The organism is Streptomyces sp. NPDC107765 (genome assembly GCF_055657085.1).
Genome location: NZ_JBVKBL010000020.1, coordinates 98,443 through 112,096, shown reverse-complemented (window position 1 = coordinate 112,096; position 13,654 = coordinate 98,443). Strand labels below are relative to the sequence as shown.

13 protein-coding genes and 2 pseudogenes are annotated in these 13,654 nt (G+C 67.9%); 10 read left to right on the top strand and 5 right to left on the bottom strand.

Going from position 1 to position 13,654, the window contains the following annotated elements:
* The first annotated feature begins 167 nt into the window (after positions 1-167).
* From ACZ7MX_RS34940 to ACZ7MX_RS34930, 3 genes are read left to right on the top strand one after another with little or no spacing between them, the layout of a single operon-like run.
* On the top strand, positions 168-941 hold the full coding sequence (locus ACZ7MX_RS34940) for a (Fe-S)-binding protein (RefSeq protein ID WP_472138115.1): 774 nt from the start codon (positions 168-170) through the stop codon (positions 939-941).
* Positions 938-2,491: a lactate utilization protein B gene (locus ACZ7MX_RS34935; protein WP_472138113.1), complete on the top strand. Its 1,554-nt coding sequence runs from the start codon at positions 938-940 to the stop codon at positions 2,489-2,491. The genes ACZ7MX_RS34940 and ACZ7MX_RS34935 overlap by 4 nt, the downstream gene beginning before the upstream one ends.
* Complete coding sequence (locus tag ACZ7MX_RS34930; RefSeq protein ID WP_472138112.1) at positions 2,488-3,123, top strand: LutC/YkgG family protein; 636 nt, start codon at positions 2,488-2,490, stop codon at positions 3,121-3,123. Before ACZ7MX_RS34935 ends, ACZ7MX_RS34930 begins: the two co-directional genes overlap by 4 nt.
* A 159-nt stretch (positions 3,124-3,282) precedes the next feature.
* Here the strand turns inward: ACZ7MX_RS34930 and ACZ7MX_RS34925 are convergent, their stop codons facing one another.
* Together ACZ7MX_RS34925 and ACZ7MX_RS34920 are read right to left on the bottom strand one after the other, a co-directional pair.
* Positions 3,283-3,798, bottom strand: a complete 516-nt coding sequence (locus tag ACZ7MX_RS34925) for a GNAT family N-acetyltransferase (RefSeq protein ID WP_472138110.1) — start codon at positions 3,796-3,798, stop codon at positions 3,283-3,285.
* Between the two features lie 348 nt (positions 3,799-4,146).
* On the bottom strand, positions 4,147-4,527 hold the full coding sequence (locus tag ACZ7MX_RS34920) for a hypothetical protein (RefSeq protein ID WP_310726688.1): 381 nt from the start codon (positions 4,525-4,527) through the stop codon (positions 4,147-4,149).
* Positions 4,528-5,923: 1,396 nt separating this feature from the next.
* Here ACZ7MX_RS34920 and ACZ7MX_RS34915 point away from each other — a divergent pair.
* Positions 5,924-6,457 carry a GNAT family N-acetyltransferase gene (locus ACZ7MX_RS34915; protein ID WP_472138108.1) on the top strand — a complete coding sequence of 178 codons (534 nt, stop codon included), beginning with the start codon at positions 5,924-5,926 and terminating at the stop codon, positions 6,455-6,457.
* Between the two features lie 256 nt (positions 6,458-6,713).
* On the opposite strand, the gene ACZ7MX_RS34910 is transcribed toward ACZ7MX_RS34915, so the two are convergent.
* Positions 6,714-7,271: a GNAT family N-acetyltransferase gene (locus tag ACZ7MX_RS34910; RefSeq protein WP_472138106.1), complete on the bottom strand. Its 558-nt coding sequence runs from the start codon at positions 7,269-7,271 to the stop codon at positions 6,714-6,716.
* A gap of 262 nt (positions 7,272-7,533) precedes the next feature.
* Positions 7,534-7,800: a hypothetical protein gene (locus ACZ7MX_RS34905; RefSeq protein ID WP_472138200.1), complete on the bottom strand. Its 267-nt coding sequence runs from the start codon at positions 7,798-7,800 to the stop codon at positions 7,534-7,536.
* Between the two features lie 793 nt (positions 7,801-8,593).
* On the opposite strand from ACZ7MX_RS34905, the pseudogene ACZ7MX_RS34900 reads away from it, so the two are divergent.
* The 6 genes and pseudogenes from ACZ7MX_RS34900 to ACZ7MX_RS34875 all read left to right on the top strand — a co-directional run.
* Positions 8,594-8,833, top strand: a pseudogene (locus ACZ7MX_RS34900) (GNAT family N-acetyltransferase); the annotation flags it as partial.
* Between the two features lie 458 nt (positions 8,834-9,291).
* Positions 9,292-9,987: a hypothetical protein gene (locus tag ACZ7MX_RS34895; RefSeq protein ID WP_472138104.1), complete on the top strand. Its 696-nt coding sequence runs from the start codon at positions 9,292-9,294 to the stop codon at positions 9,985-9,987.
* A 299-nt stretch (positions 9,988-10,286) separates the two neighbouring features.
* Positions 10,287-11,078, top strand: a complete 792-nt coding sequence (locus tag ACZ7MX_RS34890; protein WP_472138103.1) for an IPT/TIG domain-containing protein — start codon at positions 10,287-10,289, stop codon at positions 11,076-11,078.
* A gap of 148 nt (positions 11,079-11,226) precedes the next feature.
* Positions 11,227-12,483 (top strand): IPT/TIG domain-containing protein, encoded by a 1,257-nt coding sequence (locus ACZ7MX_RS34885; RefSeq protein ID WP_472138101.1) that lies wholly within the window; start codon positions 11,227-11,229, stop codon positions 12,481-12,483.
* Between the two features lie 290 nt (positions 12,484-12,773).
* Positions 12,774-13,082 carry a YncE family protein gene (locus ACZ7MX_RS34880; protein WP_472138099.1) on the top strand — a complete coding sequence of 103 codons (309 nt, stop codon included), beginning with the start codon at positions 12,774-12,776 and terminating at the stop codon, positions 13,080-13,082.
* Positions 13,079-13,465 (top strand): annotated as a pseudogene (locus ACZ7MX_RS34875) (YncE family protein); the annotation flags it as partial. The gene ACZ7MX_RS34880 and the pseudogene ACZ7MX_RS34875, both read left to right, overlap by 4 nt.
* On the opposite strand, the gene ACZ7MX_RS34870 reads toward ACZ7MX_RS34875, so the two are convergent.
* Positions 13,366-13,599 carry a hypothetical protein gene (locus ACZ7MX_RS34870; RefSeq protein WP_472138098.1) on the bottom strand — a complete coding sequence of 78 codons (234 nt, stop codon included), beginning with the start codon at positions 13,597-13,599 and terminating at the stop codon, positions 13,366-13,368. The pseudogene ACZ7MX_RS34875 and the gene ACZ7MX_RS34870 overlap by 100 nt on opposite strands.
* Positions 13,600-13,654: the final 55 nt, after the last annotated feature.

Below are 13,654 nucleotides of genomic sequence, written 5' to 3'. Positions count from 1 at the left end.
GCGGGGGCCGCCGCCGTCGGTGTCCCGTCCCGTCGGCCATGCCCGTGGTGCTGCCGAAGCGGCATCAGTAGGTCACCGATGACCTCACATGTCAATAAGGTCGGACCAAAGTGTGGCCAACAAAAGGGTCGGTGCCTACTATGGTCCGACCTAACTAGGGAGGCTCCATGCGCGTCGGACTCTTCGCCACCTGTCTGGGAGACACACTGTTCCCCGACGCGGTGAAGGCGACCGCGGTGCTGCTCGCCAGGCTGGGCCACGATGTGGTGTTTCCGCCGGAGCAGACCTGTTGCGGTCAGATGCACATCAACACCGGCTACCAGCGCGAACCCGTCCCGTTGGTGCGGGCCTTCGCCGAGCAGTTCGGGGACTCGTCGCTCGACGCGGTGGTCATGCCGTCCGGATCCTGCGCGGGCTCGGTGCGCCACCAGCACGAGATCGTGGCCGAGCGGTACGGGGACGCGGCGCTCCGCGCCGGGGTCGCCGCCGTCAAGGCCAAAACCTACGAGCTGTCGGAGTTCCTCGTCGATGTGCTCGACATGACCGACGTCGGAGCCTGGTTCCCGCACCGGGTGACCTACCACCCGACCTGCCACTCGCTGCGGATGCTGCGAGTGGGCGACAAGCCGCTGACGCTGCTGCGCGCAGTCGCCGGCATCGACCTGGTGGAGCTGCCGCAGTCCGACGCGTGCTGCGGCTTCGGCGGCACCTTCGCGGTCAAGAACGCGGACACGTCCAGTGCCATGCTCCGGGACAAGATGCACGACGTGCTGTCCACCGGCGCGGACGTGTGCACGGCCGGCGACTCCTCCTGCCTGATGCACATCGGGGGTGGCCTGTCCCGCCTCAAGGCCGGGACCCGCACCCTGCACCTGGCGCAGATCCTCGCCTCCACCCGCACCTCGCCCTTCCTGCTCCCGCAACCGGAGGCCGCCCGATGAGCCGCACCTTCCTCGGCATGCCCGCAGCCCCACCCCGCTCCCCGTACGGGACCGGCAATCTGCGCGGCGACCGGAAGTTCCCCGAGGCCGCCCACGACGAGCTGCGCAACGAGCAGCTGCGCGGCAACCTCCGCAAGGCCACCCACGCCATCCGCGCCAAGCGGCTCGCCGTCACCGGTGAACTGCCCGACTGGGAACGGCTGCGCGATGCGGGCTCGGCGATCAAGACGGAGACCATGAACCGGCTGCCCGAGTTGCTCGAACAACTGGAGCGGAAGGTCACCGAGCACGGCGGCACCGTCCACTGGGCGCGCGACGGCGTCGAGGCCAACGAGATCGTCACCCGCCTGGTCCAGGAGACCGGCAGCGACGAGGTCATCAAGGTCAAATCGATGGCCACCCAGGAGATCGGCCTCAACGAGCACCTAGCCACCCGCGGCATCGCGGCGTACGAGACGGACCTCGCCGAGCTGATCGTGCAGCTCGCCGACGACAAGCCGTCGCACATCCTGGTCCCGGCGATCCACCGCAACCGCCACGAGGTCAGGGACATCTTCCGCACGGCCATCCCCGGCGTCGACCCCGCTCTCGACTCCGTACCGGCCCATCTGACAGCCGCGGCCCGGGCGTATCTGCGCCAGAAGTTCATGACGGTCCCGGTGGCCGTCTCCGGCGCCAACTTCGGCATCGCCGAGACCGGCACCCTGTCGGTGGTCGAGTCCGAGGGCAACGGCCGCATGTGTCTGACCATGCCCGACACCCTGATCACCGTCATGGGCATCGAGAAGGTGCTGCCGCGCTACCAGGACCTGGAAGTCTTCCTCCAGCTGCTGCCCCGCTCCTCGACCGGTGAGCGGATGAACCCCTACACCTCGATGTGGACCGGGGTGACCCCGGGCGACGGCCCGCAGGCGTTCCACCTGGTGCTCCTCGACAACGGACGCACCGCGGCACTCGCCGACCGGATCGGGCGGGAAGCGCTCCACTGCATCCGCTGCTCCGCCTGCCTCAACGTCTGCCCGGTGTACGAGCGGGCCGGCGGTCATGCCTACGGATCGACCTATCCCGGGCCCATCGGCGCTGTGCTCACCCCCCAGCTCGCTGGGATGGACGCCGCGAAGAACGACCCGAACAGCTCGCTGCCGTACGCCTCCAGCCTGTGCGGCGCCTGCTTCGACGCCTGCCCGGTGAAGATCGACATCCCGTCGCTCCTGGTCGAACTGAGGCACCAGCACACCGAGCAGGCCGGCACCACGGGGGAGAAGCTGGCGATGAAGGCCGCGGCAGCCGTCATGAAGCGGCCCGGACTGTTCACCGCCGTGCAAAAGGCTGCCGGACCCGGCGGCAGGCTGGTGGCCGCACGGGACCGGAAGATCACGCGGCTCCCCGCGCCGTTCGACGGCTGGACCGACAGCCGAGACATCCCGGCCCCACCCAGGCAGACCTTCCGCTCCTGGCTGGCGTCCGAAGAGGGCGAAGCCGCCCTGCGGGCCGCCGCCGACGAGGGTGCCCGGCAGGCAAAAGACTCCTATGAGGAGGAGAACCGGTGAGCGCTACCGCACGGGAGACGGTGCTCGGACGCGTCCGGGACGCCCTCGCCCGCTCCGGCCCCGCGGAGGTGACGGTCCCCCGCGAATACCGCACCGGCCGCGCTCTGCCCGACGACGAACGACTCGCCCTCTTCAAGGACCGGCTGGCCGACTACAAAGCGCACGTGCGCACGTGCACCGCCGACCGCACCCCGGAGATGATCGCCGAAGCCCTGCGGGAGCACGGCGCGCGCAGGGTTGGGGCGCCCGCCGGCCTCGACGCAGCCTGGCTCGCCGCCTACGACGGCGAGGTCCAGTGGGACTCCGCGGACATCCCGGCCCACCAACTCGGCAAGCTGGACGGGGTGGTGACCGCATCCGCGGTCAGTTCCGCCGAGACCGGCACGATCTTCCTGGACGGCTCCCCCGATCAGGGCCGACGCGCGCTGTCCCTCGTCCCCGACCTGCACGTCTGCGTCGTCGCCCTGTCGTCGGTGGTGGCCGGCGTGCCGGAGGCGTTCGCCCGGCTGGTCCCGGAGCGCCCGACGACACTGATCAGCGGACCGTCGGCCACGTCCGACATCGAGCTGGAGCGCGTCGAGGGGGTGCACGGTCCACGCACCCTGGTGGTGGTGATCCGCACCGACGCCTGAGCCAGGCCACGGGCCCCTGCCCAACGGCAGGGAACCGGACCGCGCCTTCATGAGGCCGGGGGCGCTAAGAGGTCGGTCATGGCCAGAGGGGATACGACAACGGGCTGTTCGTTTTCGAGGTAGCCAAGGGGCCCGCCGGTCCAAGCGGACGTCCCTTCGTCAGTCGACCAGGTCCAGGACGTCGTCTTGGGGTTTCGGCAATGCGTACACCTGGTACGCCGCGCAGGTTCCGTCGTCGGCGTGCCGGTCGCAGGTGCCGGTGCGGGTGAAGCCGGTCTTGGTCAGGACGCGGCCGGAGGCCGGGTTGTCGGGGTGGTGCATGGCCTCCAGGCGCTCCAGGCCGACCGTGGTGAAGGCGAAGGCGACGACGTGCTTGACAGCTTCGGTGGCGTAGCCGTTGCCCCAGGTGTCCTCGCGGAGGATGTAGCTGAGGGTGCCCATGGACGGGGATCGTCGCCGCAAGACGACCAGGCCGATCATCTCGCCGGTGTCGACGATGCCCCAGCTCCACTGCGCGCGCGGTGTCTCGGCGGCTCTGGCGAGGGCCGTGCGGATCTTCTCGTGGGCCTGGTCGAGGGTGAGGGGCTTGCCGGTGGTGTACCGGATGGAGGCGCCGCTGTAGATTCGGGTTAGGGCCTGGGTGTCGTCGGTGGTCAGTTCTCGCAGGGTCACCATGAGGCGGCCAGCTCCTTGGTCGTCATGTTGTTCAACGAGCTACCCGGCGGCAGGACTTCCGCCACGGGATGGCATGGGTGGCCAATGGGGCTACTGGGCGGTGGGGAGAGGTCCTGTGAGGCGGTCCAACCGCCTGTAGAGGGCCCACACGAGTCGGGCGCGGTTCTGGGCGCAGCGGGCGCGGCGCAGCCGCCCCCTGGTCGTGGTCGTCGGTGTGGGGTATACGGCGTCGCCCGGACAAACGGCGCCGGTCACGCGGAGGAGCCTGGCCGGCGCCGAGGTGCCGTGACCACCCATGGGGGGATCTGACCATCTGTCGGCGTGGCGACAGACGTGTGAAGCTGATGCTCAGCTGACGGTGAAGTCGATCCTGGCTGCGCGCAGAGCGTCCCACGCGCGGATCTTCGGGGTGGCAATCTCATTGCCCCATGGGACGGTGCAAGCGCCCCCGCCCGAGCCACAGTTGTACCAGTGGCTAACGCCGTTGGCGTCCATGCCGAAGGCCTGCATGGCGGCGTATCCGTCGGTCGCTGTCCACCTATACGTGACCTTGAGGCCGGGGACGCCAGAGATGGAGCAGCTTGCGTTCCCGTAGCTGTACTTCACAGCTGTGGCGACGACATTGCCGCCGCAGGAGGAGGTGGCGGCACTTGCAGACGGGGCTGCCGCAATGCCGCCGATGACCGCAGCTGCCGCCGCGGCCAAGGCGATGCGCTTGGACGGCCTCACGCGAATTCCTGTATTGCCCACTGTGTTCTCTCCGTTCTGAGACGACCGTGCGGTCGGCGAAGTGCTCCAGACAGACCGTGTGGTCCGGCTTTCGACACCAACCCTGAGACCCCTTCCGAGGGAGAGCTACAGCTTGAGGAAACACGGGTACCTCGTGGGATGTCCCCACCCCTGATCTGCGAAGATGCGCCACGCAGTGACCATGTTCTGGGACGCTGCCCTCACGCCGGAGCACGACTTCGCGGGTGTCACAAGCGCCGTATTGGATGATCCAGTGCTCCGACTCACCCGGGGACATCGTCCTCGGATGCGACGGTCAACTCCCCCAACTCCACCCGGGCCTCTTCAGCAGCCGGGGTTCCGAGAGCCCCATCGCCGATACGGGAGCGGTGAGTAGAGTCGAATCGTTGCGGGGCTCCGGGCGGCCGAGTCACTTGACCGTGCTGAGCGGCGAGCACCCGAGGGATCGCCCGAGGCAGCCGGGTTGGCCACAAGCGCCGGGCCGCCGCCGTGCTGGTGGCCGAGCGGCCACCCCGGCCATCGGCCAACCAGTCACCCCGCCCGGCCACCGACCACCATTGGCACCGCCGCGGCTGACTGCCATCGGCCATGGTCGATGGCCGACGCCGGTATATCGGTCATCGGCCATCCGCATCAGGGCAGCCGTGGCCGGTGCTGCACACCGGCCCCTCGCGCTTCACACTTCCCGGCTGTCGCCCAACCGGAACAGCCCCGGTGCCCACACCCGTCCTTCGCACACGTCGCAGTCGCACGAGTGCATGCACCGCCCGCACGACAGCTCACCGCAGAACGGATCCGGCCCATGCCACTGATGCATGGGAGCCGGGGCAGGGCACCCCACGCCGCACAGCTCCGGTCCTTCGACCACATGGGGTAGATGACGTGCTCGCGCCACCCTGCGACCCGTGAGCCAGCGGAACGCCGGGGCACTCGAACCGGGAGGCCCGGCCGTCATCCCTCGTCAGGAAGGCCGCCCGGCACCGCGAGCACCGGTACCGCTGCCCCGGGTGCTTGATCAGGTGGTGAGTCACCGGACTACCTGCCGCTGGGGCCGGGACGTCGTCGTGCTTGCGTCGCGGATACCCCGGTGGCTTCGTTGATGTCTAGGGACAGTGTTTGTCGACGGTTGCCGGAGACAGTTAGTGATCAACGAGCTCGGAGATGTCGAGGAGAAATGACGGCACTGCCGTGTCCGCGAAGCGGGATGTCGGCGTACAGGTCAACCTGTCCCACCGGGTACAGCCGAACGCGCACAGGCCCAAGACGACGCTCAGGGATGGATCCCGGTTGTCCCGCATATCGGGCGTCCACGATCGGCAGGACCGACCGCGCCCCGTGGCACGACAGCGCGTTCGCCCGTGAGATGGTTGCTGTCATGACAGTTGGCGCACCGGGCAGCGAGGTTGTACTGGAGACGAGTCGCCTACTGCTCAGGCCTTGGCGGGTAGCCGAGGCAGTCGTCCAGCGTGAACTGTGGGCCGAACGTGATCCACGAGTGCCGCCGCACCGCCGAATCGACACGGACGGACACCCCACGGTCGCGGAGCTCGAGGATGCGATCCGCACCAACAAGGTGTGGTCGACCGGGTTGCTGGCGGTCGAACGGAAAACCTCTCGTGACGTCATCGGCTACTGCGGGCTGGTCGACAGCGGACGAGGGTCGGTAGGGGAACCGGAACTGGCATTCGAACTGCTACGCCGAGTGTGGCGTCAGGGATATGCGACCGAGGCCTCGTTGGCGGTTCTTGAATGGGCGCGATTGTCTGGGTACGAACGTCTGTGGGCCACGGTCTGGGACTGGAACACAGCTTCTCGCCGAGTGCTGGCCAAGGTCGGATTCACAGAGACCGATCGGAAAGAAGTGGACGCGGTATACGGGACCAACCTGTTCACTACGAGACGGCTCTGACACACCCGACGCTTGGTCTTGCGGACCGCTCCGTACAGTGTTGGCAGGCGGCAGATGGCCCTATTCCGTCGGCAGGCCGAAGCGGATGCTGCGTACAGCTCGACCTTCGACATCTGCGGCATGACCAGCACCTTTCCACTAGGACCATCCCGATGCCGCCCTGGCAAGAGACCTGGTGCCTCCCAAACTCAGGAAGGCTCGGGAGCCATGAGGCCAGCAATGGGGCCGTTGGCCTCCATCGAGAGGCACCCGCGTTTCAGTCCGGCAGGACGTCAGGTCCTTGCCTCACCGACCGGCGCATACACACCCGGGTCGACGGATCGAGGCCGAAAGTTGCCTCAGCCGCCAGCACCGAGCGCAGCCCAGGCGTGATCTGTCCACCCTCCAACTCACGGAAGCCGAGGCGTCGGTAATACGGGGCGTTCCACGGAACCGTCCGGAACGTCGACAGGGTGAGCGCGGGCAGCCCCATGCCAGCCGCCCATGAGGCAACGCGATCGATCAACCGGCGGCCCAGTCCTCGACCGCGGACTGTCGGGTGGACGCTTACCTGCTCAACATGGGCACAGCCGTCGAGTAGGTCGACAACCACAAACCCCATCGGAGTATCGGCGGAGTCCACCCCCACCCAGGCTCGCCCGGCGCGCTGGTAGACAGCCAGTTCCTCAGCGGCCTGTGGCGGGTTGTCGGCCACCTCGGTCATGCCGATGCCGCGAAAGGCTTCTCCGGCAGCCAACTGGAGCGCCGGCAGGGACGCCAGATCGTCCCACTGAGCAAGCCGTATTCTCAGTTCCTTGATCTCTGTCGTCCGCATGGGTCGTGACACAACCACGCCAACTTGTCCGTGTCCATTGCGTTGGTCGAAACCTGCGGGGAAACGATCTCTACGGATGTGGGAAGCGCTCTGGCGGTGACTGAACTTTTCGATCGCCAAGGTGCGCGACTGGGCGGTGCTGGTGGATGACGAGGCAGTGGTGCCCTGTGCTGCCAACCCTCCAGTTAGTTGCCGGCGTCTACGTCCGCCGCGCCGTAGCGGCGACTCCCAAAGTCAGGTTTCTGGCTCGGTCTGCGGTCAATTACAGTCCGTGATCAGTCCATGCCGGGATGACCCGTTTGCGGAGGGGGGTGAAGCCAGCGCGGTCGTACATTTGACGCTTAATCATTTTGAACCGGTTGACATGGCCTTCGACGATCCCCGAGTTCCAGGGCAGGGTCAGACCTGCGATGACGGCGTCGAGATCACGTTCGAGACCGTTGATGAAGGTGTGCATGCTGGGCAGGTCGTCGGCGCCGACCGCCGCCATCCATGCGAGGAGTCGACCGCCCTGGAGTTGAGTGAGCATCTAGGCGAAGGAACGGACATGCCTGGTCAGAGCGTCCAGTTCAGGGCAGTGCACCAGCACGGACTTGAGTTTGAACCCTTCAGTCTCAGGGAGGGCATCCACCTCCTGAGCCCCATCCCATCAGGGACGCGATGGCCCGGGCCCTCACACGTGGAGCTGGATGGTCGGCAGGCAGCTACCGCCGGCGCGGGATGATGACCCGGGCCTCCCCAGTGACCCCGCCGTGAGCTGCACACTGCACCGCCATGACCGACCGGCCACCGTTGGCCATGGCCGATGGCTGATGCCGGTATATCGGCCATCGGTCATCGGTCATGCAGCGGACCGGCCATGACCGATCGGACATCACCGCTTGCGTGCTCCTCATCGGCCATCGGACATGGCGCCCGTGGTCACCTTCGCGCGACGGCCTCGCGCGGGTGACTGGCGTCTCGGTGTGCGGATGACCGATCGACCGATGCCAGGAGTCAGGCCGTACCGCACCAGAAGCGGGAGCACGTGTGCCGGCGGATGGCCGAGGCAGAGCAGCGGGAGGCCTCACGCCGGGTGTCGGCGCGGCCGGCGGCGCCGACGGAGTGGACGCTGCAGATGAGGGTCGGGCCGGTTCCGCATCCGGTCGCCGTGGCGCCTCGGCGCGTTCCACCTCGGCGCGTTCGGTCTCCCACCGTGCGACGATCCGCGGATCCGGCCCACAAAACACTTGCCAAAGGCGGCCGCCCTCACGGGCCGGAGCCTTGGATGCGTTCCGGGCCCGCATACGCTCCGCCTCCTTCCGTCGCGCCTGCTCCGCACAGTAATCCCCGGCAACGGCGCAGGTGACGGCCAGCAAAACGGCACCGGTGTGCTGCCCGAGCACCGTGGACATGGCCTCGGCCGATGGATGAAGGCCCAGTCGATCCGACAGGCCCATAGGGACTATCCGGGCCTCGGTGGCCTCCTGACCGACACCGTCGACAGCAACACGCACATGAGACAGATCAACGACGGTTTCGGCTACGCACCCACGCACACGACACGCCAGCTCGACCTTTAGCAGAGAGTGGGCGGGCCGGACCGGGCATCACCCCGCCCGGCCCGTCCGCGCTTTCGATACACGCCCTAGCTTGAGATTTAACGTCGCGAGTCCAGACGCGATACAGGTGAGAGACCGGCTGGCTGTTCAGTGGCTGCCTCGGTCCGGTGCAGCACCGGCGTGCGCGGCAAGGAGCGAGGCTCCCGTTGTGCAACTCCAGTTACACCCCGGGGCGGTGCGCCCCGCCGAATGGGTGGCGATCCGGCGAACCTCTTGTAGTAAGGCAGCTCAGATGACTTACCTTGTTGGGGTCCGACCAGGTGGGCTGCCCATCCCTCCGCTGGGAATGCAGCTCATCGGCGTCTGCCTGCGCATGCTGCCGCAGGTACGTGAGGGTGCCCACCGGAGGAAGCCGTCGGCCGACGCGCTCTTACGATGCATCGGCTGATGAGGGTGGCTCATACGTCCAAGGAGGCGTGGTGCGAGCCATCGATCTGTTTCGATTACTTTCCGGGGTCGGCGCGGCTGGTGGTCTCTTGCTCGCCGCCCCGGCAGCGCATGCAGATGCCGCGGGTCCGGCGCAAGCGGTGGACGTGCCGTGCAGCGAGACGGCATTGGTCAACGCCGTCAACGCAGCCAACGCCGCCGGGGGCGGTGACCTGCTCCTCGCGCCTTTTTGCACCTACACCCTGACCAGCCCACACAGTACGGGTGGCAGCGGAGGGCCGGCGGGCTTGCCGAACATCACCACGCCGATCACCATGACCGGGCTGGCCACCGAGATCACCCGTGTGTCGACCGCGCCAGCCTTCCGCATCATCGAGGTGGACGGACCCTCACAATTCCCGGCCGCCAACGGGCAGCTCACCTTGGCCACGGTCACCATCAGCAACGGTGACGCCGGCCTCGGCGTGGGCGGCGGCATCGCCAACCTCGGCGGGTCCGTGAGGGTGACCGCGGGCGGCGTCCAGGGCAACCACGCCTCGTACGGCGGCGGCATCTACACCGACACCACGCTGGCGATGGCCGCCAGCAGCGTCACCGGTAACACCGCCACCGTCAACGGCGGCGGCATCTACCGTAACGCGGGCTCCGCCACGCTGCTCGTCACCAATGTGTCCGGCAACACCCCGAACAACTGCGCCGCCACCGCCCCCTTGACCGCTCCCTGCTGAGACCGCAAGGCGCCAAATTCCCCTCCTCAGCAGGGGGGTTGGTGTCGCATTCGGCGAATGCGCCCTCGCCTGCCCGAAGCGGTGCAACCACCAAGCCGGCGAGATTGACGGCGCCCCGTGTGGCGGCGCCCCGTCCCTTCACGCAGGACGACCCGCCCAGGCGCCCTGAGACACCGGTCTTCACCTCTCTTCCCGCCCCACTGCCCGCTGGGACACCTCCTGCGGTTGCGGGCCGCGTCAGCCATCCGCCTGCTCTTGCTCACACACAGGCAGAGCAAGACGTTCGAAGGAGAAAGATCATGGCAACCATCACTTCCTTAGTGGACACCACGACCACAACCAACCAGGGCAAGGCCGGGGACACCGTCCAGATCAACGGCACCGCTCTGTCCACCACCACGAGGGTGAACTTCGGCACGGCGGCTGTCACCCCGACAACCGTCACCGCCACCCAGGTCACGTTCGTGGTGCCCAGCTCGGCGCCGTGCTCCGGCCAGGTGTCGGTCAGCGTCACCAGCGGTTCCGGGGCCACCAGCAACGCGCTGCCGTTCTTCGTCATCGCCACACCGACCACCACAGGGACCAACGTCACCTGTGTGCCAGCCGCCACCGGCGGTCCGCTCACGCTGTTCGGCACCAACTTCCTCACCGGTACGCAGGTAGCGGTGGGCGCCGTCGGCACCGTCGCGGTCACCCCCACCCAGCCGACCCAGGTCACCTTCACCGCCCCCGCCAACCCGGGCCAGGTCGCCACGGTGTCGACCCAGCCGGTGACCATCACCACCGCCGGCGGCACCAGCACCTCGGGCACCACCCAGATCGACTACTACCTCGCGCCGACCATCACCTCCGTGCTGCCCACCTCGGGTACGGCGGGGGACCAGGTCACCATCACCGGAACGGGTTTCGTCGGCGTCGACACCGTCACCTTCACCGACAGCGCCGCCGCCACCGCCACCGCGGTGTTCACTCCCGTCAGCGGCACCCAGCTCGTCGCCACCGTGCCCGGCGGACTCGCCACCGGGGCCGGAACCATCACGGTCCACACCTGCGGCGGCAACTCCAACGCCGAGCCCTTCACGCTCACCTGACCGTCAGGTCGGCCGGGCCCCACGGCAGACCCCCAGTCGCCGCCCGTCCGCAGAGCCCCGACGCGGACGGGCGGCGACGCCCCACGCCCTTACCGACAACCGCCGGCCAGGGGCGGTCGCCAAGGTGGTACGAGAAGGAGAAGAGCCCATGGCCCCCGTAGTGACCACCGTCATCCCCGCCCAAGGCGCTCCAGCGGGCGGCACCGACGTCATCATCACCGGCTCCGGCTTCACCGGAGCCACCCAGGTCAGGTTCGGCCCCAACGGCACCAACTTCGTCATCGTGAGCGACACCCTGATCACGGCCAAGACCCCCGCGGGAAGCGGCACGGTGCAGATCACGGTCACGGCGCCGACAGGAACCAGCACCCACAGCGTCCTCTTCACCTACACCTCGTCCCCGGCCCTCAGCAGTCTCAGCCCTGCCTCGGGCCCGACTTCGGGCGGCAATGTGGTGACCATCAGCGGCACGAATCTTTCTGGCGCTACGTCGGTGAAGTTCGGGAGTATTCCGGCGACGATCCTCACTGATACCCCGGGTCAAATCACGGTGCTTGCGCCGGCCGGGCCGCCGTCGTCGGTCGCTGTCACAGTCACTACAGCCAGCGGCACCAGCAACGCCTTGATCTACACCTACGTTGCTGCTCCGGTTCCGGTTCTCAGCAGTCTCAGCCCTGCCTCGGGCCCGACGTCAGGTGGCAATGTGGTGACCATCAACGGTACGAATCTCTCCGGTGCCACGTCGGTGAAGTTCGGGAGCAGTTCGGCGACGGTTCTCACCAATACCGCGTCCCAGATCACAGTCATCGCTCCCGTCGGACCGCCGTCCTCGGTGACTGTGACCGTTACCACGGCCGGCGGCACCAGCAATCCGCTGCCCTACTTCTACATCGCCGCGCCCACCGTCAGTGAGCTGTCCCCCCACCTCGGCCCGGCCACTGGAGGCAACACCGTCATCCTCTTCGGCAGCAATCTGACGCTCACCAGCACCGTGAGCTTCGGAGGCATCCCGGCCACCGGCTTCACCGTGGTCTCCGACAACCAGTTGATCGTGACCGCTCCGGCCGGGACCGGCACGGTCACCGTCACCGTCACCACACCGGGCGGAACCAGTACCGCGACCACCGGGAATCCGTACTACACGTATCTGGGGGCACCCGTCCTGACCAGCCTCAGCCCCTCCCACGGCGCTGACCTGGGAGGCGACGCGGTCGTGCTGGGCGGCAGCAACCTCACCTACACCGATGCGGTGACCTTCGGCGGCGTCCCGGCCTCGTTCGCGGCGATCTCCGACAGCCAGGTCGTCGCGACCAGCCCCGGCGGGGCACCCGGCACGGTGAGCGTCGTGGCGCACACCCCGGCCGGGAACAGCAACGCCCTGCCCTACGTCTACGACCCGTCCTGAGCCCGCCGGCCGACGAGCCGTCAGTGCGGCTGCCCTTGCGGTTGCGATTGCCGTCAGTGCGATTGGGTTGCCGTCAGGGCGGTTGCGGTTGCCGTCAATGCGGTTGCCGTCAGTGCGGGGCGATCGACTCGGACGTCAGGAAAAGGAGAGCGTCATGGGTCCGCTAGTCATCGGCGTCAGCACCAGCCAACGCGCTCCAGCAAGAGGCACTTCGTTCACCGGCAGCAGCACCGGTTTTGCCGGTGCATCGGCGGCGGGTACGGAGGGAGTCGCGGAGCCGGGGGGACGTCATGGCGGCGAATGAGCCGCTGCTGGCGGCCGAGATTCCGGTGGGGCACGCCCCCATCATGGCGGCGATCACCCCGGACGGCCGGCACGTCTATGTGACCAACTTCGGGAGCAGCAGCGCCAGCGTCATCGACACGACCACCCGGAGCGTCATCACCACGATCGGTGTGACCAGCGGGCCGTGGGGGGTCACGGTCGCCCCGGACGGGCTGCGCGCCTATGTGGCCTGCTTCGGGACCGACAAAGTGGCGGTCATCGACACCGCCACCCGCACCGTCACGGCCAGCATCCCGGGGGTGAACAAGCCTTGAGCCTTGCGGTGTCACCCGACGGCTCCAGGCTCTATGTGGCCAGCCAGGGTGGGAGCCGGGTGGATGTCATCAGCACGGCCACCGACACCGTCATCGACTCGGTACCGGTAGGCACCGGGCCGCGCAACCTGGCGGTCACCCCCGATGGAACGGAGGTCTACGTCACTGAGGAAGGTGCCAACGCGGTTTCGGTCATCGACACCGCCACGCACACCGTCATCGCGACCCTCACCGGGTTCGTCTTCCCTCGGGGGGTGGCGGTTTCCCCCGACCGGCAGCGCGTCTATGTGACGGAGTACGGCGGCAACCAACTGGACGTCATCGACACGGCCACGCACACCGTCGTGGACACGGTCACCGGGCTGCCCATCCCCTTCGGCCTGGCGGTCAGCCACGACGGGCTGCTGGCGTACGTCGCGCGCGACGGCGATGACAGCCTCTCCGCCATCGACCTCATCAGGAACGAGACCGTCGATACGGTACCGGGCTTCCACGCGCCGTCCTGGCCGGTGGTCACACCGGACGACCTTGAGGTCTACGTCGTCAACAACGGCAACGAGACGGTGAGCGTG

Coding starts and splice junctions, on each gene's coding strand:
- ACZ7MX_RS34940 (WP_472138115.1), top strand. CDS start 168: ATGCGCGTCGGACTCTTCGCCACCTGTCTGGGAGACACACTGTTCCCC.
- ACZ7MX_RS34935 (WP_472138113.1), top strand. CDS start 938: ATGAGCCGCACCTTCCTCGGCATGCCCGCAGCCCCACCCCGCTCCCCG.
- ACZ7MX_RS34925 (WP_472138110.1), bottom strand. CDS start 3,798: ATGGTGACCCTGCGAGAACTGACCACCGACGACACCCAGGCCCTAACC.
- ACZ7MX_RS34915 (WP_472138108.1), top strand. CDS start 5,924: ATGACAGTTGGCGCACCGGGCAGCGAGGTTGTACTGGAGACGAGTCGC.
- ACZ7MX_RS34910 (WP_472138106.1), bottom strand. CDS start 7,271: ATGCGGACGACAGAGATCAAGGAACTGAGAATACGGCTTGCTCAGTGG.
- ACZ7MX_RS34905 (WP_472138200.1), bottom strand. CDS start 7,800: ATGCTCACTCAACTCCAGGGCGGTCGACTCCTCGCATGGATGGCGGCG.
- ACZ7MX_RS34890 (WP_472138103.1), top strand. CDS start 10,287: ATGGCAACCATCACTTCCTTAGTGGACACCACGACCACAACCAACCAG.
- ACZ7MX_RS34885 (WP_472138101.1), top strand. CDS start 11,227: ATGGCCCCCGTAGTGACCACCGTCATCCCCGCCCAAGGCGCTCCAGCG.
- ACZ7MX_RS34880 (WP_472138099.1), top strand. CDS start 12,774: ATGGCGGCGAATGAGCCGCTGCTGGCGGCCGAGATTCCGGTGGGGCAC.